26 protein-coding genes are annotated in these 24339 nt (G+C 59.4%); 11 read left to right on the top strand and 15 right to left on the bottom strand.

All coding sequences use genetic code 11. The annotated features are described in order from the left end of the window. Positions 1-10 precede the first annotated feature (10 nt). Positions 11-2821: a DUF3857 domain-containing protein gene (locus tag K3166_RS04980; protein ID WP_221423569.1), complete on the bottom strand. Its 2811-nt coding sequence runs from the start codon at positions 2819-2821 to the stop codon at positions 11-13. Between the two features lie 168 nt (positions 2822-2989). Between K3166_RS04980 and purB the strand changes: the two genes are divergently transcribed. The 5 genes from purB (at position 2990) to rpsD (ending at position 6829) form a co-directional block, all read left to right on the top strand. Beyond that, positions 2990-4300, top strand: coding sequence for an adenylosuccinate lyase (gene purB / locus K3166_RS04975; protein WP_221423568.1), 1311 nt, complete (start codon positions 2990-2992; stop codon positions 4298-4300). 60 nt (positions 4301-4360) lie between these two features. Continuing rightward, positions 4361-4735, top strand: coding sequence for a DUF1049 domain-containing protein (locus tag K3166_RS04970; RefSeq protein WP_221423567.1), 375 nt, complete (start codon positions 4361-4363; stop codon positions 4733-4735). After that, on the top strand, positions 4732-5406 hold the full coding sequence (gene pyrF / locus K3166_RS04965; RefSeq protein WP_221423566.1) for an orotidine-5'-phosphate decarboxylase: 675 nt from the start codon (positions 4732-4734) through the stop codon (positions 5404-5406). Before K3166_RS04970 ends, pyrF begins: the two co-directional genes overlap by 4 nt. A gap of 12 nt (positions 5407-5418) precedes the next feature. Beyond that, complete coding sequence (locus K3166_RS04960) at positions 5419-6045, top strand: phosphoribosylanthranilate isomerase (protein WP_221423565.1); 627 nt, start codon at positions 5419-5421, stop codon at positions 6043-6045. Positions 6046-6214: 169 nt separating this feature from the next. Beyond that, on the top strand, positions 6215-6829 hold the full coding sequence (gene rpsD / locus K3166_RS04955) for a 30S ribosomal protein S4 (RefSeq protein WP_221423564.1): 615 nt from the start codon (positions 6215-6217) through the stop codon (positions 6827-6829). Positions 6830-6904: 75 nt separating this feature from the next. On the opposite strand, the gene K3166_RS04950 is transcribed toward rpsD, so the two are convergent. The 12 genes from K3166_RS04950 to K3166_RS04895 form a co-directional block, all read right to left on the bottom strand. Further along, positions 6905-7651 (bottom strand): M50 family metallopeptidase, encoded by a 747-nt coding sequence (locus K3166_RS04950; protein WP_221423563.1) that lies wholly within the window; start codon positions 7649-7651, stop codon positions 6905-6907. A 14-nt stretch (positions 7652-7665) separates the two neighbouring features. Continuing rightward, the gene (locus tag K3166_RS04945; RefSeq protein ID WP_221423562.1) at positions 7666-9648 is read right to left on the bottom strand and encodes an alpha/beta hydrolase family protein; all 1983 of its coding nucleotides are present in this window, start codon (positions 9646-9648) and stop codon (positions 7666-7668) included. Between the two features lie 128 nt (positions 9649-9776). Next, entirely contained in the window at positions 9777-10475 is a 699-nt protein-coding gene (locus tag K3166_RS04940; RefSeq protein WP_221423561.1) for an SDR family NAD(P)-dependent oxidoreductase, read from the bottom strand. Further along, positions 10472-11608 (bottom strand): tRNA guanosine(34) transglycosylase Tgt, encoded by a 1137-nt coding sequence (tgt, locus tag K3166_RS04935; RefSeq protein WP_221423560.1) that lies wholly within the window; start codon positions 11606-11608, stop codon positions 10472-10474. Before tgt ends, K3166_RS04940 begins: the two co-directional genes overlap by 4 nt. Before the next feature lies 1 nt (position 11609). Further along, positions 11610-12560 (bottom strand): DUF481 domain-containing protein, encoded by a 951-nt coding sequence (locus K3166_RS04930; RefSeq protein WP_221423559.1) that lies wholly within the window; start codon positions 12558-12560, stop codon positions 11610-11612. A 19-nt stretch (positions 12561-12579) separates the two neighbouring features. Continuing rightward, positions 12580-13344: an ABC transporter permease gene (locus K3166_RS04925; RefSeq protein ID WP_221423558.1), complete on the bottom strand. Its 765-nt coding sequence runs from the start codon at positions 13342-13344 to the stop codon at positions 12580-12582. Further along, complete coding sequence (locus K3166_RS04920) at positions 13341-14285, bottom strand: ABC transporter ATP-binding protein (RefSeq protein ID WP_221423557.1); 945 nt, start codon at positions 14283-14285, stop codon at positions 13341-13343. The genes K3166_RS04925 and K3166_RS04920 overlap by 4 nt, the downstream gene beginning before the upstream one ends. 9 nt (positions 14286-14294) lie before the next feature. Continuing rightward, positions 14295-15326 (bottom strand): tRNA preQ1(34) S-adenosylmethionine ribosyltransferase-isomerase QueA, encoded by a 1032-nt coding sequence (gene queA, locus K3166_RS04915; RefSeq protein WP_221423556.1) that lies wholly within the window; start codon positions 15324-15326, stop codon positions 14295-14297. 41 nt (positions 15327-15367) lie between these two features. Continuing rightward, a complete protein-coding gene (locus K3166_RS04910) occupies positions 15368-16036 on the bottom strand; it encodes a peptidylprolyl isomerase (RefSeq protein WP_221423555.1) in 669 nt (222 codons plus the stop codon). A 79-nt stretch (positions 16037-16115) separates the two neighbouring features. Continuing rightward, the gene (coaD, locus tag K3166_RS04905) at positions 16116-16628 is read right to left on the bottom strand and encodes a pantetheine-phosphate adenylyltransferase (RefSeq protein WP_221423554.1); all 513 of its coding nucleotides are present in this window, start codon (positions 16626-16628) and stop codon (positions 16116-16118) included. Next, the gene (locus K3166_RS04900; RefSeq protein WP_247714778.1) at positions 16628-17527 is read right to left on the bottom strand and encodes a polyprenyl synthetase family protein; all 900 of its coding nucleotides are present in this window, start codon (positions 17525-17527) and stop codon (positions 16628-16630) included. Before K3166_RS04900 ends, coaD begins: the two co-directional genes overlap by 1 nt. Positions 17528-17539: 12 nt before the next feature. Next, positions 17540-17794, bottom strand: coding sequence for an exodeoxyribonuclease VII small subunit (locus tag K3166_RS04895; protein WP_221423553.1), 255 nt, complete (start codon positions 17792-17794; stop codon positions 17540-17542). A 64-nt stretch (positions 17795-17858) separates the two neighbouring features. Between K3166_RS04895 and K3166_RS04890 the strand changes: the two genes are divergently transcribed. Genes K3166_RS04890 through K3166_RS04870 form a run of 5 tightly spaced genes read left to right on the top strand, consistent with a single transcriptional unit; the run spans position 17859 to position 21996 of the window. After that, the gene (locus K3166_RS04890) at positions 17859-18254 is read left to right on the top strand and encodes a DUF2177 family protein (RefSeq protein ID WP_221423552.1); all 396 of its coding nucleotides are present in this window, start codon (positions 17859-17861) and stop codon (positions 18252-18254) included. Positions 18255-18271: 17 nt separating this feature from the next. Beyond that, positions 18272-18952, top strand: coding sequence for a hypothetical protein (locus tag K3166_RS04885; RefSeq protein ID WP_221423551.1), 681 nt, complete (start codon positions 18272-18274; stop codon positions 18950-18952). 57 nt (positions 18953-19009) lie between these two features. Next, entirely contained in the window at positions 19010-21244 is a 2235-nt protein-coding gene (gene purL, locus K3166_RS04880; protein WP_221423550.1) for a phosphoribosylformylglycinamidine synthase subunit PurL, read from the top strand. Positions 21245-21254: 10 nt separating this feature from the next. Next, positions 21255-21587, top strand: a complete 333-nt coding sequence (locus K3166_RS04875) for a DUF6122 family protein (protein ID WP_221423549.1) — start codon at positions 21255-21257, stop codon at positions 21585-21587. 1 nt (position 21588) lies between these two features. Then, positions 21589-21996 (top strand): DUF3052 family protein, encoded by a 408-nt coding sequence (locus K3166_RS04870; protein ID WP_221423548.1) that lies wholly within the window; start codon positions 21589-21591, stop codon positions 21994-21996. 3 nt (positions 21997-21999) lie between these two features. Here K3166_RS04870 and K3166_RS04865 read toward each other — a convergent pair whose 3' ends face one another. Then, complete coding sequence (locus tag K3166_RS04865) at positions 22000-22791, bottom strand: ubiquinone biosynthesis protein COQ4 (RefSeq protein ID WP_221423547.1); 792 nt, start codon at positions 22789-22791, stop codon at positions 22000-22002. Positions 22792-22887: 96 nt separating this feature from the next. Here K3166_RS04865 and K3166_RS04860 point away from each other — a divergent pair, with 96 nt between their 5' ends. Beyond that, the gene (locus K3166_RS04860; protein ID WP_221423546.1) at positions 22888-23559 is read left to right on the top strand and encodes a nitroreductase family protein; all 672 of its coding nucleotides are present in this window, start codon (positions 22888-22890) and stop codon (positions 23557-23559) included. Between the two features lies 1 nt (position 23560). On the opposite strand, the gene K3166_RS04855 is transcribed toward K3166_RS04860, so the two are convergent. Continuing rightward, positions 23561-24256 carry a Coq4 family protein gene (locus tag K3166_RS04855; protein ID WP_221423545.1) on the bottom strand — a complete coding sequence of 232 codons (696 nt, stop codon included), beginning with the start codon at positions 24254-24256 and terminating at the stop codon, positions 23561-23563. Positions 24257-24339 lie beyond the last annotated feature (83 nt).

Below are 24339 nucleotides of genomic sequence, written 5' to 3'. Positions count from 1 at the left end.
GCTGGAAGCTCTACTTTTTCGGTGCAACACCATGAGCTGCATAACGTTCGGCCAGTTCAGGTGCCATACGCAGCGCGCGCTCGACATCGGTGCGGCCATCCTTGTCGCCCTGCTCGAGACGCACGATACCGCGAAGGTAAAGCGAGGCCGACAGTGCCGGCGCCAATTCCAGCGCGCTATCGAGGTCCTTCAGCGCCGCATCGTAATCACCCATGCGGTAGCTGACCATCGCACGGCTATCCAGCATCGGAGCGCTGTTTGAAGCGCGCTCTATCGCCTTGGTGCACGAAGCGAGCGCCCCTTCCGGCTGGACATTGAACAGTCCGCGGAACCAGCAATCGGCATTCAGGACGGAAGCGTTGGTCGGCTTTGCCAAAACCTGCTCCGACAGGATCGCCAAGGCATCATCGGTTCGGCCCGCAAGACCGGCCACCGTCGCATATGTGCTGGCGTAAGAACCTTCTTCTTCATCGCTGACAGGCACCGTTTCCAGCAGCGCGAGAGCCTCGTCGCGCTGGCCGCCATAGGCCATCATTTCAGCCAGATTGAACGCATAGGCGCTTGATGGATCGAGATCATAGGCGGCACGGGCATCCACAATTGCCATGTCGCGATTTCCCAGCGCTTCATGGACGGCTGCCCTCCAACTGTGAAGATACGCGCTCGGCTGGTTTTCAATGAGCGTCCCGAGATCTTTCAGAGTGCCTTCCCAGTCAAAAACCTGCGCGCGGAAACTGGCACGTTGTGTCAGCGGTCCCCAATCGTCTTCATCTGCGAAATCGACAGCGTCATCATAGGCTGCGAGCAAAGGAGCCGCGCGCCTGGCAAGTTCTTTCGGCTCAATCTCCCAACGCCACGCGAAATCTTCAGGAGCGATCAATTCTGCATTGATTGCGTTGATCTTGCGGACCTTGCGCTTTTGCTCGGGAATATCTGCGGCGGAAACTTCGCCGAGGTCTTGCCAAATATCGACCGTCGACAACATTCTGTTGCCGTCAAAGACCGTCTTCGTCTTGAGTGAAGTGTTGGCAAAGCCGTCTTCAAATTCAGCGGGGCCGGTATTCTCGAAACCATCCAGTCCTTCGGGGAGGATCAAGCCAATCTGCATACGGTTGTACTGCGGTCCCGGCGTCTGAACCGGTATGCCGCGCCATTCCGAACGCGCACGGTCAGGGTTGAACGAGAAGCTTTGTGTCTGGTCGCCAGACATCCGCATCCGGCCCTCGCTCCAAGCGAAATCACTTGTCGTGATGCCTTCGACTTCCACAATGCCGACCGCTTCTTCATCATCATATGAGAGAGACACGGAAGTCACTGCACTTCCTTGCCCAGACGCAAAATTCTTGCCGAGCTGCTTCAGGCGCTCGTCATTGGCTTCGTCGGCAGCAGCTCGCAGACCGGCGCCTTGCGTGCCGTAAATCTTGACCTTGAGCGTGAACAAAGCGGGGAAATCGATCCCGGCGGAATAATCGCTCGTCAGGTCCATGGAGACATCCGGCGATGTCTGACGGCGCTGGGTCATGGGGACGAGGTCTGCGCCGGCGGCGGTAAGCGGCAGCGCGTGATAGAATGCAGGCACCTGGGCAATATTGCTCAGGCGCGTTGCCGTGCTGGTCCCATCCAGCCAGTAGTGTGTTCCATCGATCGTCGCACGAACAATCATGTGGTTGAAGACGCCGGGTATCGGGAGCAATTCAGGCAGCGCATCTCCGCCGCCCGTCACGACGAGGACAGGAACCGCGTCGATCCCCATGCGCGACAGCAGAGAGAACAGCAGGACCGACTTGGCCTTGCAGTCTCCATAGCGCTTTTCCCAAGTGTCAGACGCACTCTGCGGCATGTAATTGCCGCCATCCAGCCCGTTGAGCAGGTAACTCACCTCATCCTGCACCAATCGCAGGGCAAGGGCTGCGCGTTCAAGCGGATCGGTTGTCTGAGCCATGATTGCCGCGGCCTTCGCTGCGACTTCGCTGTCGTCCGCAACTTGCGCAGCTTCGGCGTAGTGGGGTGCAAACGAACGAGACAGGTCCTGCCAATCACGGTAGCTGCCAACCCTAAGAATAGGATCGCGATTGAAGCGCGAGGGCGCATCGCCCGGCATTTCCTTGAACTTCTCGATGGGCAAATCGACCGTCATTTTACGGTAGCCATTTTCGACGATCGGAGGCTGGATAATGGCTTCCTCTTCCGCACGCCAATAAATCTCGGCGTTCTCGGGCCAGCTGAAGATCGCCCGCGAGAAGCCAACCTGCCAAGGCTCCTGGATGAGGTATTGCGAGGCCTGCATACCGTCGCCCAAAGCCTGGTCGTCGATTGTCTTGGAATGCGTGACGCGGAGGATGTCACCGACCTGCAGGCCCGGAACTGCGAGAGTGGCGGTAAGCTGGCCATCAAGCAGGCGCTGTTCGAGGCCCTGTTCGCGCCGGATCACTTCAAATTCAGCGCCGGTGGAGATGACATCGATCGATTCGTCATCGCGCAGGATCTCTACCTTGTGGACGGTCAGATCGCCCTTGTCCGGCAGCCAATCGAGCGAGATCGTGCCGTGCTGCATGAGCAGATCAGGATTATCGATCCTGATCGCCACGTCGAAATATTGACTCACAACGCCGTTTTCGAGGCGGTGCTGCCAGTCGTAAATCAGCGCAGAGGGATCATTTTCCAAATCGACATCGGATAATGATGCCGCCTCCACCCAAGTCGGCGGCATATTATAGAGAATTTCTTCACCGGCATTGGCCGGAGCAGCTAGAACCACCAGCATGGCTGCCGATGTCGCAAGAGAAATACGTGATGCGGATAATATCGATTTGTCGCTCATGTAGAACAACTTACCGCAATTCGAAGTACTTGCAATGATAGATAGGTGCTTCTGGAAACTCTGTGTTGACCGTAATTGGTGGGCCATGGTGGAAGCGCCCTTGCCAGCGCCAGCGCCGCCCCCTAGCGCGCTGCGCGAACCCCATTTTTCCTCAATCGGAGTCGACCAATGGTCCCCCGCTATGCCCGCCCCGCCATGACCGCCATCTGGGAACCCGAAGCGAAATATCGCATCTGGTTCGAGATTGAGGCGCATGCCACGGAAAAGCTTGGCGAACTGGGCGTGGTGCCGAAAAGCGCGGCAAAGGCACTGTGGGACTGGTGGGCCACAAATCCCAAGATCGATGTCGAAGCGATCGACGCGATCGAGGCTGTGACCAAGCATGACGTGATCGCATTCCTGACCTGGGTTGCCGAAAACGTCGGCGATGAAGCGCGCTTCATGCATCAAGGCATGACCAGCTCTGACGTGCTCGACACGACCTTGGCCGTTCAACTCGTCCGCTCGACCGACCTTCTGCTCGAAGATCTCGACGCGCTGCTAGCCGCGATCAAGCGCCGCGCGGAAGAGCACAAATATACGCCCACCATCGGCCGTAGCCATGGCATCCACGCCGAACCGGTGACATTCGGACTTAAGCTCGCACAGGCCTATGCCGAGTTTGATCGCTGCAAAACCCGCCTGATCAATGCGCGAGAAGAGATCGCCACCTGCGCGATCTCGGGAGCCGTCGGCACATTCGCGAATATCGATCCGTCGGTTGAAGAATATGTTGCCGAGAAACTCGGCCTGAAAGCAGAGCCAGTCTCTACTCAGGTTATCCCGCGCGACCGGCACGCCATGTATTTCGCCACGCTGGCAGTCATTGCCGGATCGATTGAGCGCGTCGCCGTAGAAGTGCGCCATCTTCAGCGCACCGAAGTTCTCGAAGCAGAAGAATACTTCTCGCCCGGCCAGAAGGGTTCGAGCGCGATGCCGCACAAGCGCAACCCGATCCTGACCGAAAACCTCACCGGACAGGCACGCATGATCCGTGCCTATGCCTTGCCCGCGCTCGAAAACGTAGCGCTGTGGCATGAGCGCGATATTTCGCACTCCTCGGTTGAACGCTTCATCGGCCCCGACGCGACGATCACGCTCGACTTTGCCCTCGCGCGCCTGACCAGCGTGGTCGACAAGCTGCTGATTTATCCGGAGCGAATGCAGGCCAACATGGACCGGATGGGCGGGCTGATCCATTCGCAGCGCGTCCTGCTCGCGCTGACCCAGAACGGCGTTAGCCGCGAAGATGCCTACCGCCTCGTCCAGCGCAACGCGATGAAAGTCTGGGAATCCGACGGCAAGATGATGCTGCTCGATCTGCTGAAGCAGGACGAAGAAGTCACGGCAGCTCTGACCAATGAGCAGCTCGAAGAGCGCTTCGACCTCGACTACCACTTCAAGCAAGTCGACACGATCTTCGACCGGGTGTTTGGCTGAACTTGCCGCAACCTGCCTGCACGCCTAGCATCAAATAAATCGACGAAGGGTATCGAAGATATGCAGATCATCAGGACGCTCCTCTGGATATTGCTGCTGGTTGGAGTGCTTGCGTTCTCCTTCGGCAATTGGGACAAGCAGATTGATGTGCGCATCTGGCCCGGCATTGTCTGGGACACCCGCGTACCCGCCTTGGTCATCGTGTCTTTCCTGATCGGCATTGTGCCTATGTGGCTGTACCACCGCGGTGTCCGCTGGCGCCAGGAGCGGCGCATTTCGGCGCTCGAACAGGCCACAACCACAATGGCCGGCAACAAGGCCGTTGCCACCGCTCCAGCTGAAACCGCAGCGGCCCCTGTCGCGGCCCCCGCGCCTGACACTGCCTCAGCTGAGCCATCAAATCCGGTCGATCCGGAGCCACAACCGAAAACATGACCAATCCCGTCTATCTCGCTCTCGACGTTCCGCGCCTGCGCGACGGCGTCGACCTGGCCAAGAAGGTCAAAGCCCATGTGGGCGGAATAAAGCTGGGGCTGGAGTTCTTTTGTGCCCACGGGGCGCACGGCGTTCATATGATCGGGCAACTGGGTCTGCCGATTTTTCTGGACCTCAAACTGTACGATATCCCCAATACAGTTGCAGGTGCCATGCACGCGATCCATGCTTTGGAACCTGCTATCGTGACGATCCACGCAAGCGGCGGGAGGGCGATGATGGAAGACGCCAAGGCCGCCGCGGGAGAACATACCAAGGTTGTTGGTGTGACGATGCTTACCAGCATGGACGACCGCGATCTCCAGCGTACCGGTGTAGACGGCACCGCCCACGACCAGGTCATGCGTCTGGCCGAACTGGCCAAGGACAGCGGGCTCGACGGGATCGTTTGCTCGGGACACGAGGTCAAGGCGGTCCACGACCAGTGGAGAGACGGCTATTTCGTTGTGCCGGGCCTCAGGCCGGCCGGAAGCGCTGTCGGTGATCAGAAACGCGTGGTGACGCCGCGCCAAGCACGCGACGATGGGGCCAGCGTCCTTGTTATCGGTCGCCCGATCAGCCGAGCCGATGATCCGGCCGAAGCTGCGCGCGCTATCGAAGCCACTCTTTAAGCGATTACTGTCATGCTGATAAAAATTTGCGGGATCTCTACCCCTGAAACCATGGATGCCGCTGTAGAGGCAGGCGCGACCCACGTCGGCCTGGTCAATTTCGAGGCTTCGCCGCGCCATGTCACGCTGGAGGCCGCAGCCTCTCTCAGGGCGAGAGTCCCTGCTGGTGTGAAAGTGGTTTTGCTGACAGTCAACATGGCGCCCACCGATCTTTCGCGGGCGGTCGATCTCGTGCAACCGGATGTCCTCCAGTTTCATGGTAGGGAAACCCCTGATTGGTTGGCCAAGCTGCGCGAGACCTTGGAGTGCGAAATCTGGAAAGCGGTCGGGCTTCGCGATCAGGGCACGCTTGAACGCTGCCGCCAATGGATCGGCAAGGCTGACCGGATCCTGTTCGACGCTCCAGCAAAAGCGTTGCCAGGAGGAAACGGAGAGGCATTTGACTGGCAGTTGCTTGCAAACCATGACCACAAGATGGATTGGGGGCTGGCAGGCGGCCTCGGGCCGGATAATGTCGCGGAGGCGATACGGCTGACGGCTGCGCCCCTAGTGGACACATCATCAGGGGTTGAAACCGCGCCCGGCCAAAAGAACCCTGCGTTGATACAGTCTTTCTGCGAAGCTGTCCGCGGCGCTTGACGCGCTGCACAATCCTGCTATTCGCGCGCCTTCGTTAATTGGCTCCGCACCCCGGTGAAGCGGTAGCCGCGCTGGAACAACCTTCCAGCGGAGCGATGCCGGGTTGAATGGCCACGCTCGATTCGATTGGCGGATCGAGGGATGGCTCAGCAAATTGAAGGAAAGACTTATGTCGAAGCGCAAAAGCGCCAAGTACAAACTCGACCGCCGGATGGGTGAAAACATCTGGGGTCGTCCGAATTCCCCGGTAAACAAGCGTTCGTATGGCCCCGGCCAGCACGGTCAGCGCCGCAAGAGCAAGATGAGCGACTTCGGCCTGCAGCTGCGCGCCAAGCAGAAGCTCAAGGGCTACTACGGTGACGTTACCGAGAAGCAGTTCAAGCGCACCTACAAGGAAGCGTCCGCGATCAAGGGCGATACCGGTCAGAACCTGATCGGCCTGCTCGAGCAGCGTCTGGACATGGTTGTCTACCGCGCCAAGTTCGCTCCGACCATCTTCTCCGCCCGTCAGATCGTGAGCCACGGCCACATTTACCTCAACGGCGTGAAGACCAACGTGGCATCGGCCCGCGTCAAGGTTGGTGACGTTGTCAGCCTCGGCGCCAAGGCCAAGGACATGGCTCTCGTCATCGAAGCGCAGAGCCTGCCCGAGCGTGAAATTCCCGACTACGTCGCGCCCGACGGCACCGACAAGGTGACCTTCACCCGCGTACCGAAGCTCGACGAAGTGCCCTACCCGGTCACGATGGAACCGAACCTGGTTGTCGAGTTCTACTCGCGCTAATCGGTCCACTACGGAACAAGAAAGGGCGGCCTTGCGGGGCCGCCCTTTTCGTTTGTGCCGCCGATTACGGCCCAGTCAGCGCCGGTGTGCGACACGCAATGACCAGAACACCATCGCTGCGATCATCGCAGAGATCACTCCGCCCCAGAACCAGTACGGCAGGAACAATGCCTGGGCGATGTGACCGGTATCGGAGATCTGCGGCATCCCGCCCAGCATCCCGCCTTCACTGAACATATACCCAAAGTCCCGGTAGATGCTGATGCAGCCCTGGACACCGATGAACTGTACAGCAAAGTGCTTGTGTTGTGCGCTGGCAAAGAAGGCGAGCCACAAGCTAAACGCCCCGAGTGCCGGCAATACCAGCCAACCAGTAATCGACCGGACCCAGATCAGCGTCGAGCCGAGCAGGACTGCGCCTAGAACTGCGAGCGCGACCTTCGTCGCGCGCTGCGTCCGTGAGGCGAGTATCAAGAGGCACCCGGCAACCGTGGGGCCCAAAAGACCGGCAGCCGCGATCGACGCCATCGCGATCCGCGGCGGATCGCCCTCGGCAAGATGGAGCGCATATCCCGAACCGTCGGGATAAATTACCAGGCGTTCGAACTCATGGCCAAAGGCCATGGCCGCAAGCCCGTGACCCATCTCGTGAAACCAAGTCGACAAGATGGTGAAAGGATAGAGCAGGTATCCGCCGTAGGGGGAATGCCACAGCAAGACCGTAATTACGGCAATCACCACTAGCGCCGTGATTTCTTCACGGTCTGTCCGCGATGAGGCAGAACCGAACCCCGCGCCTGTTCTGCCTCCCCAATTTGCCATATATCAGGCTGTCCTTACTTACCGAGCGACCGAGCCAGGAACCCGTCGATCGCGATCAACATTTCGGTACGCACCTTGCTGTCACGCAGGCCATGGCGCAAGCCATCATATTCGGCATAGGTAACTGACTTCCCCGCATCCTTGAGCCGATCGGCCATGGCACGCGAATGGCGGACATCCACGTTCACATCACGCTCGCCGTGGAACAATGCAACCGGTGCCTTGAAGCTTTCGGAATGCTGCAACGGACTGCCTGCGACGATATGCGGGCCGCTGCCAAGCTGCTTATCGCGCAGTTCGTAATGCGTGTAGGCGCGGGCATCTTCGCGAAGATATTCCAGGTCTGTCACCGGCGCGATGGCGACGACCGCTTGGTACAGGTCCGGATCGACGACTTGCGACTGCAATGCCGCATAGCCTCCGTATGACCAGCCAACGATCGCCAGCCTGAAAGGATCGGCAATACCCTCGGAGATCATCCACTTGCCAGCGTCATTAACATCGCCGATCGCGACATCCCAGGCACGGTAGCCATTATTGCCGAACCAAGCCTCGCCATATCCCGCCGAACCGCGATAGTTCGGCTGCAAGACGGCATATCCGCGCGCCGCGAAGAATTGCGCCAGCCAGTCGAAGCCCCAAGTGTCCCGGGCAGCCGGTCCGCCATGGGGCAATACGATGGTCGGTAGATTCTTGCCATCCGACCCCGAAGGCAATGTCAGGTAGCCAGGGATCTGGGTTCCGTCCGAAGCGGGAAACGAAATCGGTGTGACCTTGGCCAGTTTCTGATCCACCAGGAACTCGCGCACTGCCAGCAGCTGCTCCAGCTGGCGTGTGCCTTTGTCATACAGGTACACCGTGCCGGGATCGGTATCGCTCGACGCAATCAGGAGCAATTTGGATTCGTCCGCGCTGGCGCTGACAATGCTGACCAGCGGTTTGTTCGGCAAGGCGTTTCCAAGCGCCTTGGACAGCGCATCCAGTTCGCTGTCGAAATACTGGATCGTGCGCTTCTCTGTCTGGAAAGTACCGCCAACAACCCGCTTCTGCCGTCCGATCTGGATCAGAGATCCGACATCGACATCATCGCGGGCCATGATCACCCGACCTGTGTTGCTCCCGTCTAGGGGCACTTCGATCAAGGCAGAATAGCCGTTCAGCGTTTCATAGCCGTATGCGACGTTGCGCGGACCATCGACTGCCACCGGCTCGAATTCCTTCAGCGGTTTTCCGTCGACGATGATTTCACCCATCATCTTCCAGCTCCGCTTGCCGGGCTCCCGGTACATATACACCGTCTCGCCTGTAAGAACGCCGCGATTGTCGGAAAGCTGGCGAACCTTCAGACGAACTTCGCCATCCTGGTCTGCTACGTAAGTTTGGGCCATGGGATCGGGCTGTTCCGCCACCTTGCTGCGGCCGTTCAACACGTCAATCTCGTCCACGCCAAGGCCGTCCTTGTCATTGGCCAGCCTCGTGCCAATGGTGCGTTCCTTGACGTACTGTTTCGTCATCAGGATGCTCCCATCATCGCCCTCGATATCGAACGCGATGACATCGCCACCGTCTTGGCGAAAGTAGAGCTGCCGATCGCTCGTGCGCTCGGAAAGCTCCAGCACTTCGCTGCCATCGTCGTTAATGGCGAGCATTCGTGTAAATGGCAGCAGAACAGAACCCCGGCGGCCTATGCCGTACAATCTGCAGACCAGCCGAGTTTCGGTCGCCCATTCGCAGTCGTCGAGGTCACCGTTCTGTTCGGTGTTCGAAATGATAGTGCGGATGGCGCCCCCGTTTCGCAGATCGACCACATTGAGCACTTCGCTGTGTTCCGCACCGGGTGCGATGAATGCGACTTTCGTCCCCGACGGCGAGAGCGAAATGTCCATGACCGACTGACGGATACCAAAACGCGCTGCAGTTTCCTCAACCGTTTCCGCAGCGGCGGGTACATTAACGGCCAGCGCGCCAAGAGCGACGCCAAGCAACAATTTTTTCATGGAAAACGACCCCCAAAATCCAAATTCGAAGGGTCAGCCTAGCAAGAACACACCCCCTTACAAGGACCAAGTGCCCGCATTGCTCAAACTCGTCAGTTAAATGCAAAGCATTGTATAAAAACGGCAAATCAGGGGGCGATCTCCTCGCCGTCATAGGCAAATAACTTGCCTGACTGCTCGTTGGTTATCTTGCCGAGCGTTGCAAGGAGACTGGCGGCAGAGTGCTGTGCAGTGAAGAGCTTCCCATCAGGCACATTGCGCTGAAACGGCTCGCTGAGAGCGGTGTCGACGGTGCCCGGATGTATTCCGACGCAAAATGCATCGGGCTTCTTGCGCGCCAGTTCTACCGAAAGGGTGCGTATGATCATGTTTAGCGCAGCCTTGCTTGCGCGGTAGGCATACCATCCGCCGAGCCGATTGTCGGATATGCTCCCGACGCGGGCGGATAATGCCGCAAATCCCGCCCGCCCGTGGTCGGGGAGGAGCGGCAAGAAGTGTTTGGCCACTAGCGCGGGGCCAGTCGCATTGGCCGCGAAACTTTTCGCAAAATTGTCGGCGGAGAGTTGGCGCCAGTCCTTTTCAGGGCCTTCTCCGTCTTCATGCAGGAAACCCGAAGCCACAATGATAAGATCGACATCGCCGCCTGAAGCTGCATGCCGAGCAGCGGCCTCGATACTTGCTTCATCCTCCAGATCAATTCGAGCTTCCGGATCCTGTGCAGATCTGGAGTATCGCAGTACCTCAGTCCCGCCAGCTTCCAACTGCAGGGCCAATGCAGCCCCGATCCCGCCCGATGCCCCGATAATGACGGCACGACGCCAGCTCATGACTTTCCTGTCTGCTGGTATTCACGTCGGAAATCAGCAGCAAAACCGGCAAACGTCCCTGCCGAAATGGCGCTGCGCATTCCTTCCATAAGCTGCTGGTAGAAGGCGATGTTATGCTCGGTCATCAACATAGCCCCCAGGATCTCGCCAGCCTTCTGCAAATGATGGAGGTATGCGCGCGAATAGTTCGCGCAGACCGAGCACGCGCAGCGATCATCCAGCGGCGCAGTATCTTCTGCGAAACGCGCATTGCGCAGGTTTATGGGACCGTTCCATGTGAAGGCCTGGCCGTTCCTGCCCGAGCGACTGGGAAGGACGCAGTCAAACATGTCTACGCCCCGTTCGACCGCTCCCACCAGATCATCGGGCTTGCCGACACCCATGAGATAGCGCGGCCGATCCTCGGGCAGCTGCTGCGGAGCAAAGTCGAGCGTGGCGAACATCGCCTCCTGTCCCTCGCCTACTGCCAGGCCGCCGATGGCATATCCGTCGAAGCCGATGTCGGCGAGTTTCTGTGCGCTGATTTTGCGCAAATCTTCATCAAGCGCGCCTTGCTGAATGCCAAACAGGGCTGAACGCGCGGCGTGTTCACCGCCAGCGTCGAATCCTTCGCGGCTACGCTTTGCCCAGCGCATGGACATTTCCATGCTGGCAGCAATTTCGTCGCGCGGGCGGTCCGCGCGGGGGCATTCATCGAATGCCATCACGATATCCGAACCCAGGAGCCGCTGGATCTCCATCGAACGTTCCGGTGTCAGCATGTGCTTTGAACCATCGATATGGCTCCGAAACTCGACACCCTTTTCGGTCAGCTTGCGGAGGTCAGAAAGGCTCATCACCTGATAGCCGCCGCTATCGGTCAGGATGGGCCGATCCCAGTTCATGAATTTGTGCAGGCCGCCCAGCCGGGCAACGCGCTCGGCTCCGGGGCGAAGCATCAGGTGGTAGGTGTTGCCGAGAATGATGTCGGCACCTGTCGCGCGGACAGTCTCCGGCTTCATAGCCTTGACCGTCGCCGCAGTGCCTACGGGCATGAACGCAGGCGTGCGAATATCGCCGCGCATCATCGAGATACGTCCCGTGCGCGCTCGCCCGTCGGTCGCGTCGATCTTGAAGGAAAAGCGTTCGCTCACATCAGAAGCCGTAAATCAGAGTTGCACGGGCCAGGGCATCGGTAGACACCTTCCCCACCGGAGGGTTGCTGTCATAGTCGATCTGGTAGGAAAAACGCGAACGCAGGCGGTCGCTGACCTGGAAATCGAGCCCGCTCACGAAAGTGAGGCTGGTGTTCGAGCCGTCGACGATAAGCTGTGCCTCGCCCCCGGTCTCCGCAAGGGCGCTGGCATCCTGGGTGAACGAAAGCCGCTCGAATATCTGCCAGTCGAAGTCCAGGCCGGCGAGGCCTGCAATCTGCTTTTCTGTTCGGCCATCGGTGTATTCGGTAATTCGGTATGCAGGTCCGGCCTTCAACGACAGCGACACTGTGTCGCTGTCCAAGACCTTGTATCCAAGCCCGCCGGATACCGCGTACCGCCCCGAGAACCCCTGGATTCGGTCGCTCTCATATTGGGCAAGCCCATAAATGAACATCCGATCATCGAATTTCCACCGGGGCTCGTAGGCAAAGAGAAATTGTTCACGGCTCGTCTGGCCGTTCTGGCGCTGGTAGTCCGCACGCCCTGTCAAACGGTGGCTCCATTCAAGCCCTTCACGCTTGAGCTTGAGCGAGGCGGTTACGCCAACACTCTCGGTATTGCCGGCGGACTGAAAGCCGCCAAGTTCGCCCTCGCCCGTCCACAAATCGAACAGTCCCGCCTGCTCGATATTCGCGACCCTTTCGGCTTCTTTCGCGGCATCCATTTCAGCCTTCGCCAGCTTCCATCCGCTTTCCAGAGCATCAATTTCAGCGGAGTCATCAGGAAAGGAAGTCCGCGCCACGGCAAGGACCGCATCAACCTTGACCGGATCACCCGTGGCAATAGCGGCTTCGATCAGCGTGCGAGCGCCTTGCGGCAGTTCGGCATGCGCAGGTACCGTGATGAATGCGAGCGCAAGTGCGGAGGTTATGAAGCGTAGCGTTGTCATGCCGCCAGCGCCTAGCGTGTCATGCGCGCAGTCGCCAGCCTGTCTTGAAAATGTAGGCAATCACCGCCGTGCAAGCTGCGAGGAAGGCCAGCGTAATGCCAAAGCTGACCCAGATGTTCACATCGCTCGAACCATAGAAAGTCCAGCGCAGGCCGCTGACGAGGTAGACGATCGGGTTCAGCAACGCGATCGTGTCCCACGGCTTGGGCAGCATATCGATGGAATAAAAGGTCCCGCCCAGGAACGTCAGCGGAGTGAGGAATAGCATCGGTATGATGCCGAGCTTCTCGAAATTGTCGGCCCAGATACCGAGGATGAAACCGAACAGGCTGAATGCTGCTGCCACCAGCATGATGTACACCACGGCAAGCAGCGGATGAGCGATCGAATAATCCACGAACAACCGCGCAGTGAGCAGGATGATCGCGGCAAGGATCAGGCTCTTGGTCATGGCAGCGCCAACAAATCCGATGAGGGTTTCAGCGACACCGACCGGCGCGCTCAGCAGCTCGTAAATCGTGCCGGTGAAACGCGGCATGTAGATACCGAAACTGGAGTTGCTGGTCGTCTCGCCCAGCAGGGTCAGCATGAGCAGGCCGGGAATGATGAATGCACCGTAATCGACCCCGCCAAGATCGGGCATACGCGATCCGATGGCAGCACCGAAGACGATGAAATAGAGCGACGTCGTAAGAACTGGTGCCAAGACCGATTGGAATGCGGTTCGCAGGAAACGCATCAGTTCGCGGATGTAAATCGACCAGGTGGAGCGCCAGTTGATCATGCTGCGTCCCTCTCTTCTCCGAGAAGGGAGACGAAAATGTCTTCCAGGCTGCTCTCCCGGGTTTCAATGCCGGTATAGTCGATCCCTGCCGCAATCAGCGCCTTGGTGAGGTTCGCAACCTCGGCCTTCCCCTTGCCCGTACCATCGCCGCCGCGATAACAGAGCGAGGTTCCGCCTTCTTCCAGATCGATGGGGAATGCGGCCAACGATGCCGGTAATTCAGCGAGCGGGGATGCCAGCGAAATATGCGCCTCCGTGCGCCCGAGACGCGCCATCATGGCCTCTTTTTCATCCACCATCAGCAGTTTGCCGGCGCTGATGATCCCGACCCGGTCAGCCATCAATTCGGCTTCTTCGATGTAATGGGTCGTGAGGATCACGGTCACACCCTTGTCGCGCATCTCGTCGATGATCCGCCACATGCCCTTGCGCAATTCCACGTCGACACCGGCAGTGGGCTCATCGAGAAACAGCAGGTCGGGTTCGTGCGCCAGTGCCTTGGCGATCAGTACGCGCCGCTTCATGCCGCCGGACAGCGCCATGATACGCTCGTCACGCTTGTCCCACAGGCTGAGCGAGCGGAGGATTTCCTCGATCCGTGCAGGGTCAGGCGCGAGGCCAAACAGACCCCGTGAATAGGCAACAGCGCGTTTCACAGGCTCGAACATGTCGGTGCTGAGTTCCTGAGGCACCAGCCCGATACGGGCGCGTGCAGTGCGCCAATCTTTCTGCATGTCATGACCGAACGCACGCATCGTGCCCGATGTCGGCCTCACCAGGCCGCAGACGGCTCCAATCAGCGTAGTCTTGCCGGCACCATTGGGTCCAAGCAGCGCAAAGATTTCACCCTGGCGGATTGTCAGGTCGACATTGTCGAGTGCCTTGAGGCCGCCGGAATAAACCTTCGTGAGGCCTTCAAGCTCGAGGATGGGTTCGCTCATTCCCATCGACTAGGGCAGGAGGAGGGACGAGTCACCATAGGAATAGAAGCGGTACTCGTTCTCGATAGCGTGCGCATAGGCAGCCATCATCCGGTCGCGGCCCATCAGGGCGCTGACCAGCATCATGAGCGTCGATTTCGGCAGGTGAAAATTGGTCATCAGTCCGCCGACTGCCCGGAATTGATACCCCGGCGTGATGAAAATGTCGGTGTCTCCGGCGAACGGCCTGACTACACCGTCCTCGCCAGTCGCGCTTTCCAGCAGGCGCAGGCTGGTCGTACCGACCGCGATTATCCGGCCGCCCTTCTGCTTCACGGCATTCAGGCGATCAGCGGCTTGCGGTTCGATGCGTCCCCATTCGGAATGCATCGCATGGTCATCCGTATCATCAACCTTGACCGGCAGGAACGTGCCGGCACCCACGTGCAGCGTGAGCGTTTCGCGCCCTATGCCGGCTTCATCCAGCGCCGCCACCAGCTCGGGCGTGAAATGCAATGACGCAGTGGGCGCTGCCACCGCGCCATCTTCAGCTGCGAACATGGTTTGATAATCTTCGCGGTCCTGCGCGTCAGTGTCGCGCTTGCCTGCAATGTATGGCGGCAGCGGCATCCGCCCTGCCCGTTCCAGCAAGACCTCGACTGGTTCTTCACCTTCGAATGCGAGGATGAAACTACCGTCGAGCAATCGCTGTTCGGCAATAGCAGTCACGCCGCCGCCAAATTCGGCGCGGTCACCCGGGCGCAGGCGCTTCGCATTGCGGATGAATGCCTGCCAGCGCCGCAGATCGACCCGCTTGTGAAGGGTCGCACCGATTTTCGCTTCACCGCGCCGCCCTTCAAGCTGAGCGGGAATGACGCGAGTATCGTTGAAGACAAGCACATCACCTGCACGCAGCAGGCGCGGCAGATCCCGTACACCGCAATCCGCGAAGGGAGTGTCCGCGCCTTCGACAACCAACATACGCGCGGCGTCGCGCGGGCGTGCCGGACGCAGCGCTATCCGCTCTTGCGGCAAATCGAAATCGAACAGGTCTACCTTCATGGCTGGCGCCCTTAGACGCCTCACCTGCGCAGGAAAAGCGCTTAGCTGATCGGAGCGTTCAGGTCTGCAGTCGTCACATCGGGTTCGGCGCCGATACGCGGACCGGTCGGCACGGGCCGGTTGTCGGCAGCAATCGACGCCTGAAGGATGCGTGTCGGATCCTGCGGCGGTTCACCGCGATTGATCGCATCGACTGCATCCATGTTCGAAATGACGCGGCCGAAATTGGTGTACCGTTTGTCCAGGCTGAAGCGGGGGTAGAAAACGATGAAGAACTGGCTGTTAGCGCTGTCTTCGCTGGAAGCACGCGCCATCGAAACCGTGCCGCGAACATGCGGCATGTAGTTGAATTCCTCTTCCAGATCGGGGAGCTGCGAGCCGCCCTGTCCGGTACCGGTCGGATCACCGGTCTGCGCCATGAAGCCGTCGATCACGCGGTGAAAAATGACCCCGTCATAAAAGCCTTCTCGCGTGAGCGTCTTGATCCGGTCGACATGATCGGGGGCCCAGCTCGGCATCAAACGTATAGCGACCCGCTCTCCGTTGGAGAGATCGAGCAGGAGAATGTTCTCCGGATCTTCCTGAGCGCTGTAGTTGATGGGCAAAAGCGCCTGGCGCTGGGCCGGTGCCTCTGCTTCCTGCGCCGTAGCAGCGACAGGTGCGAGCGCGGTCAGTGCAGCGGCAGCAAGGGCAAGGGTATTCTTGATCATCGTTTTTCCGTCGATATATCTGAGTTGAGCTTGCCCTAGCGAGCGGGCGCTGTCGGTTCAATGAATAGCTTAGGCGCGCTCAATAGTCGCCCAGCCGCCCCTTTTCATCCACACGCGCGATTACGTCCTCGCACACGGCCTTGCTGACGAAGGGGCCAATGTCGCCGCCAAACAGCGCGATTTCCTTGACCAGGCGGGAAGCGATCGGCTGGAGCGAGACGTCCGCCATCAGGAATACCGTCTCGATATCGTCATCGAGCTGCTGGTTCATTCCCGCCATCTGATACTCGTATTCGAAGTCAGCCACTGCACGAAGGCCGCGGATCAGGACGTTAGCACCCATTTTCTGGGCAAACTTGACGAGCAAGGCGTTGAAGCCGACCACCTCCACGTTCTCGATACCCATCTCAGCGATCTCTCGCTCCACCATGGCGAAACGTTCTTCGGTCGAAAACATGGGGTTTTTCGATGGGTTGGTCGTCACCCCGATGATGAGCTTGTCGACCAGCTTGCTGCCCCGGCGAATGATGTCGGCGTGCCCCAGCGTGATGGGATCGAATGTCCCGGGATAAATTCCGATGCGGGTGCTCATCAATGATCCCTCTTCACAATGAAGCGTGCCAGTTCGACCAGCAGCGTCGCGTCGGCTCCGTGGCTCGCCAGGTGTTGCCCGGCCTGTTCGACCAGTATTTCAGCCTGCGCCCGTGCAGCATCGCGGCCCATGAGCGTGACGAAGGTCTGCTTGCCCTGCCCTTCGTCCTTGCGCAGCGCCTTGCCAGCCTTTTCCTCGTCACCTTCGACGTCGAGGAGATCGTCGGCGATCTGGAAAGCCAGGCCGATATCGCGGGCATAGGCGCGCAGATGCGTGCGGCCTTCCGGCGGGACGCGTCCGAGAATGGCACCCATTTCGACGCTGGCGGCAAGCAAAGCACCGGTCTTTAGCTGCTGCAGCCGGGTTACCTGCTGGAGATCATATTCCTGTTCGTCCGAGACGATATCCATCATCTGGCCGCCAGCCATGCCTTCGTGCCCGCTGGCGCGCGACAATGCCGCAACCAGTTCAGCACGAACGAATGGATCGTTGCTGGTGTCGGACATCGTCAGGATATCAAACGCCAGCGCGTGCAGGCAGTCTCCGGCCAGAACCGCGGTCGCCTCGTCATAGGCCTTGTGCAAAGTGGGCTTGCCGTGACGCATTTCGTCATCGTCCATGCACGGCAAATCGTCATGGATAAGCGAATAGGCATGGATCGCTTCGACAGCGCATCCCGCATTGACCGCCGCCTGCCGCGTGACCCCGAACAGCTGGGCAGTGGCGCAAACCAGCAGAGGCCGCACTCGCTTGCCTCCGCCAATGACCGAGTAGCGCATCGCTTCGACCAATCTGGCACGGGTGTCTTCAGGAACGGGCAAAAACGCGTCGAAAGCACCGTCAACCTCGCGCTGGACCTGCTCCAGCGCTTCAGCAAGAACGTCGGGCATCGCGGTCATCGCGTTCACGCCTCAGCCTTCGGCATCGAAAGGAGCAGTGCCGGACGGCTTGCCATCTGGCCCCTGGACGATCTTTTCTATTCGTGCCTGCGCAGCATCGAGCCGCGCCTGGCATGCCTTGCGCAGTTCCTCGCCGCGTTCGTACAACGCGATGCTGTCATCGAGCGGTACTTCGCCGCTTTCAAGATTGCGCACCACATCTTCGAGCGCGCGTAGCGCTTCCTCGAAGCTCATTTCGCCAATCGGCTTTTCTTGACCCTCTGTCATATTCGGTGAGCATTGACGGGGCACAGCCGCGCGGTCAAGAAGGCGCAAAAGCGGGGAGGCACTTATGACGTGGATTATAGCAGTTATCGCAGCGGCTTTGGCATTCGGTGCGCTGGATGCTCTCTGGCTCGGCTGGGCCGGAAATAATTTCTACCGCCCCCGCCTCGGCGATATGCTGGCCGACAGTTTCCGGATGGGACCTGCCCTGGTTTTCTACGCCGCATATATCGCAGCAATCGTATGGTTTGCCGTGCGCCCCGGCCTCGCTGGCGGACTTGGCAGCGCTGCCTTGAACGGGGCACTGCTCGGCGCGATTTGCTATGCGACTTACGACCTGACCAATCAGGCAACGCTGCGCCAATGGTCGACCACCGTTACAATCGCAGACATTATCTGGGGGGCATTTGCCACTTCGGTAGCAGCGACAATCGCCACCTACGCAGCCTCGAAGCTCGCTTGAAATAAACTGGCAAAATCATGTTCATAGGTCACTTTGCGCCAGCTCTGGCGGCGTGCGCAGCCACTGAAGAAGCACCCAAGCTGGGCACGATGTTCATCGCAGCACAGCTCACCGATTGGGCATTCTTCCTGTTTGCAATGGGCGGGATCGAGCACCTCCGGCTAACACCGGGCATCACCGCGATGAACCCCTTGGACTTCTACCACTACCCGCTCACACATAGCCTCGCCGGGACATCTGCTTTCGCCATCGGTTTTGCGCTGATAGTAGGAATTGCGCTGCGAAACTTCATCGCAGCGACCTGGGCTGGCCTGGTGGTGATGTCGCATTGGGTGCTAGACTTCGTGTCGCATCAACCCGACCTGACGATAGCAGGCGGCGAGAAGCACTACGGCCTTGGACTGTGGAATTATCCGATAGCGGCCATAGTTGTCGAATTGCTTATCATCGGCCTTGCGTTCTGGTGGTATGTAAGGCGAACGAAAGGGCCGATAGTCCCACCACTCGTGTTGCTCGCCTTCATGCTTGTTTTCCAGGCCGTGAACTGGTTCGGTCCGGAGCCTCAGACCGTCGGCATTCCTTTCCTCGCAACCGGCCTTGCCGCCTTCGCAATTCTGACGCTCATCGCATCATGGGTGGCCAGCACGAGATGGCACCGGAACGAGGTTGGACTGCACCGCGCGAGTCCTCCTCTCTAAGGAAAAGCTGGACAGGACATATTGCACCGGCGCGCGCGGGACCGTAAGGCGCGGCGCATGAGTGAAATCACCCCTGACATCGTTGCCCAGCACGGCCTCTCAACCGAAGAATACGACCGCGTGCTGCATGCGCTCGGCCGCGAACCGAACCTCGTTGAGCTCGGTATCTTCTCGGTAATGTGGAGCGAGCACTGCAGCTACAAGAGCTCGCGCTTGCACTTGAAGAAGCTTCCGACCGAAGCTCCGTGGGTGATTTGCGGACCGGGCGAAAATGCCGGGATCATCGATATCGGTGATGGCCAGGCGGCCATTTTCAAGATGGAGAGCCACAACCACCCCAGCTATATCGAGCCTTACCAGGGCGCAGCGACAGGTGTTGGCGGCATCTTGCGCGACGTGTTCACCATGGGCGCGCGACCTGTGGCCAATGCCAACGCACTGCGTTTCGGGCGGCCCGACCACCCCAAGATGAAGCACCTTGTCCAGGGCGTTGTCGCTGGCATCGGCGGCTATGGCAATTGCGTGGGCGTGCCGACCGTGTGCGGGGAAACGAATTTCCACCCTGCGTATGATGGCAACATCCTCGTCAATGCGATGACGGTCGGCGTCGCCGATAGCGACAAGATATTCTATTCTGCGGCGACAGGTGTCGGCAACCCGATTGTCTATGTCGGTTCGAAGACCGGCCGGGACGGGATTCACGGCGCAACCATGGCGTCTGCCGACTTCGAGGAAGATGCAGACGCGAAACGGCCCACTGTACAGGTCGGCGATCCCTTCACCGAGAAATTGCTTATCGAGGCATGCCTCGAACTGATGGCCACCGATGCCATCGTGGCAATCCAGGATATGGGCGCAGCAGGCCTGACCTCGTCGAGCGTCGAAATGGCGACCAATGGCAAGGCCGGCATCCGGCTTGATATGAACCAGGTGCCCTGCCGCGAAGAAGGCATGACCCCTTACGAAATGATGCTGAGCGAAAGCCAGGAGCGTATGCTCATGGTCCTGAAGCCCGGCAAGGAAGCCATGGCTGCCGAAATTTTCGAGAAATGGGAGCTGGACTTCGCGGTTATCGGCGAAGTGACCGACACACGTCACATGGTGCTGGAATTCAATGGCGAGGTGGTGTGCGACATCCCGCTCGGCCCGCTTGCTGCCGATGCCCCGGAATATGACCGCCCCTACCTGACCAAAGAAGAATACACCCAGTGGGCCGGCATCAAGCCGATGACCAGCCGTCCGGATACCGAAAATGTCGGCGGCGATCTGCTCACGCTGCTTGCATCGCCCAACCTTTCGTCGCGCAGCTGGATTTCGCAGCAATATGACAGCCAGGTTGGCGCTGACACGCTCCAGACCGGCGGCGATGCCGGGGTTGTTCGGGTGCATGGCACGAAGAAGGCATTGGCGATCAGCACCGATTGCACGCCGCGCTATGTCCACGCCGATCCATACGAAGGCGGCAAGCAGGCGATTGCCGAAGCTTATCGCAATCTGTGTGCCGTAGGCGCTCGTCCACTGGCGGTCACCAACTGCCTGAATTTCGCCAACCCGCAGCGACCTGAGATCATGGCGCAATTCGTTTACGCCCTCGACGGAATGGGTGCCGCTTGCCGCGCGCTGGATTTCCCGATCGTTTCAGGCAACGTCAGCCTCTACAACGAAAGCAAGGCGACGGGTGGCGGCAGCGCCATCCTGCCGACTCCCGCGATCGGAGGCGTCGGCTTGATCGACGACTACGCCAAGATGATGACGATGCCATTCAAGGCGGCGGGTGAGGCAATCTACCTCATCTGGCCGGAAGAATGGGCTACCCCCGATCCAGAACGCTCGCACATCGGTAAATCGCTGTGGCTTTCCGAAGTCCACGGACGCGACGAGGGGCGCGCGCCCCCCGTTGACCTCACCCTAGAGAAAAACGCGGGCGAAGGTGTGCGCGAACTGATCGGCGCCGGTCTGGTCAGCGCGGTCCATGATGTGTCGGACGGTGGCCTCGCAGTTGCGCTTGCCGAAATGGCTATCGCAAGCGGCCTCGGCGCAGAGGTCCTTGGCAACGATGACTATACGCAGGCACAGTGGTGGTTCGGAGAGGACCAGGGCCGTTATGTCATCACGGTGCCAGATACGGAGGCATTCAATGCCTATCTGGCCAAAGGCACCGAGAATGAAGACACCGCCCGTGTCGGTTTCCGCCGGTTGGGCACCGTAGGCGGAGGCAGCCTGTTCGACGTGCCAGTAGCCAAGCTTCGCGAAGCCCATCAAAGCTTCTTCAGCGATTGGATGGAGGGCTGAGGAAGCGCTAATGGCGCTGCTCCAGTTCGTACTCCATTACGGCGGACACTGGCTCTTCCCATTCTTGATCGCGCGCCTGATCTGGGCAAAGCATTGGCTTCGGGTCGGCTGCGTAATGATCGCGGCCAATTTAATCGATCTGGATCATCTATTGGCTGATCCCATGTTCGATCCGGATCGGTGCAGCATCGGATTTCATCCGCTCCACGGATGGATTGCAGCAATCGCCTACCTAGTGATGCTTGCGGTCCCGCGGTGGTGGGTTCGCGCCTTTGCCATCGGTGCGCTATGGCACCTGGCAGTAGATTTGGGTGACTGCACAATGCAGGATTGGAGCCGATAGGATGACCGCAGGATATTCGGAAACACCTCTGGCGAGGAAGCTATCGCTGCGAGACGGTCAACTTGTCTGGTTCGACGCGATGCCCGAAAACATTCAGGACGAAATCGACGAATACGCTCTGGAGTTGACCTTTGTGGGCGGCCCCGAGGAAGGGCCGGATGCTGCACATATCTTCGTAACCGAAGCAGCGGACATGATGCAAAAGCTCGTCATCCTGCGCCAGAACCTGGCAGCCGATGGTCACGTCTGGGTGAGCTGGCCTAAACAGGCATCAGGCGCCCCAACCGAAATCGGCGAGCACGATGTCCGCGCTGCCGGGTTGGAACTGGGTTTCGTGGACACAAAGAAATGCGCGGTCGACGAGACCTGGTCAGGCCTCAAGCTCGTTATCCGGAAAGAACTGCGCTGACCCTCAGGCGGTTTTCGCCTCGGGCGGCAGGAACTCGTCTTCGGCCAGACCTTCTTCGCGCATGATCTCCAGGCAGCGGAAATAGGTCTCCGGCTTGCCGACATTGAGCCGGGCGCGCGCTTCATCAATATCTTCGCGCATGACCCGTGCAACGTCCATGTGTGCCAGCTTCGCAGCCTTGCGGCCCAGTTCGCGCCCTTCACGAATAGCGGCAAAAAGCGGCGCGCTCGTCCCAGTCGATTTCTTGATCTCACGCGCACCGGCATAGGCGATGAACAGTATCCCGCGATTGTGGTTCTGTTCGTAGCTGAAGCCCAGAAGCGCCGCCTCCCCCAGTGCATCTCGGCCATAGCCGGTCAGGATGTGGAACAGGTCATGCGTGTCCCGCAGGCGGTTGAAATACCATTCGGTAAGATCGTTGTATCGCTTTGCAGGCGGCAGGAAGCGGTGCGATTCTTCGACGAGTCCTGCCGCGGACAGGCCCTCGCGGCGCATGAAGGCGATGTAATGGGACGCGACGCTATTGGGGGCGCAATCTTGCCAGCGGCCGTGATCGTCGAGCATTTCCGGGATCTCGCTTCGGTCGGCCAGATAGCGCTGCCCCGTTTCCGATGCGATGAAGTCCCAGGCCTGCCGGTGGCTGCGCTTGCCCTTCATGGCTTCGATAATGTGGAAGACCTGCGCTGTGTCCTCCTTGTCCGCAACGAGCTTGCGAAAATGACGCCACGCCTTGATCGGGCGCATGCCGCTAGTCTTGCGGTTGGGATGGACGAGGGGTTGGTCTGCTTTTGCCATGTCGCACTCCATTGCAGGCAGCAACTTACAACACTGTTAATTGACTGTCCACGTAACCGCTTTCCTTCCGCGAGCGAAACGGGAATAGGAGGCGGCATGAAAGACCACGACGAAATTCCCTATTCCCTGCCCGAATTATCCGGCGATGCCCGTATCGAACGCGCCCGATCGATGCGCGATCGACTGAAGGAACGGCGCACTTGTCGCTATTTCTCGGAAAAGCCTGTGCCGCGCGAAGTTATCGAAGCCGCAATAGAAGCCGCCGGAAGCGCGCCCAATGGCGCCAACCACCAGCCGTGGCATTTCGCCGTAGTCGCCTCGCCCGACAAGAAGCGCGCAATTCGCGTTGCTGCAGAGGAAGAAGAACGCGCGTTCTATGCCGGCAAGGCCAGCGATGAATGGCTGGAAGCACTTTCCCCACTCGGCACTGACGCGGACAAACCTTTCCTGGAAACAGCTCCGTGGCTGATCGTCGTCTTCGCCCAGCGCAAAGGTGGGATCGCCGAGGACGGCAAGACGCAGAATTACTACGTTAACGAGAGCGTCGGCATTGCCTGCGGGATGCTGATCTCAACCTTGCACAGCGCGGGGGTTGCCACATTGACCCATACGCCATCGCCGATGGGCTTCCTGCGCGAGCTTTGCGGCCGGCCAGACTACGAAAAACCATTGATGATCGTGGTAGCAGGACTGCCAGCTGAAGGGGCGACCATTCCCCGGTACGCGCTCGAAAAGAAGCCGCTTTCCGTGATTTCGAGCTGGCTCTAATTCAGGCAGCAGCGGCAAGCAAATCGTAAGGGTCGATCCGCTCATCCTGCCAGACCTCGTGACACGCATGATAGGCGTGTGGCCTTTCGATGCCGAGCATCTGCCGCGCTTCGTCGATATTCATCCTGAGCAGGTCACCGATGTGGAAGCTCGCTGGAGCTGGCACGCTTGCTCCGCTGCGGTGCGCCTCGCGTACTGCTTTTAAAACAGGGGCGCGGGTCTTGACCTTGCGGCGAATATTGATGGCGGCGGAATAGCCGAGCAGCAAGTGCGCATGGCTGGGCGCATGGCCGTGGGTAAACAGCAGATTACACGCCTCGCCCAGCGCATCGCGGCCATAACCGGTCAGGACATGCAGAAGATCGTGCGTGTCGCGCTGCCGCCAGCCGTACCATTCGATGAGATCGCCGTACTTCGGACGCCCCATTTCTTCTGCTGCTTGCACGAGGCCGGATGCCGTTAAACCTTCTTCCTCCATGAAGTGGCAGTAAGCCTGACCAACACTGCCTTTGGGGAGATTGCGCAATGCCTCATGATCATCGAGCACGGGCGGAAGAAAAGGCTCACGCTCGCGCAGGGACTGGCCATGCTCGCTAAGCGCCAATTTGTGTGCATGAGGCCAGAAATGCCGTGATGGCAGGGCATCATAGATATGGAAGACACGCGCGGTGTCTTCCTTGTTCCGCACCAACGCCATGTAATGCTTCCAGGCTCGCCTCAAGCTGCGCTTCGGCAAAGGTCTGGACGGATGACGGAAAGGCGTTCCGTCAGGAGCGTATT

It is taken from the genome of Qipengyuania psychrotolerans (assembly GCF_019711355.1).
Classification (GTDB): domain Bacteria; phylum Pseudomonadota; class Alphaproteobacteria; order Sphingomonadales; family Sphingomonadaceae; genus Qipengyuania; species Qipengyuania psychrotolerans.
Note: the sequence above shows the minus strand (reverse complement) of the source record. Positions and strands in the feature narration are given on the sequence as shown.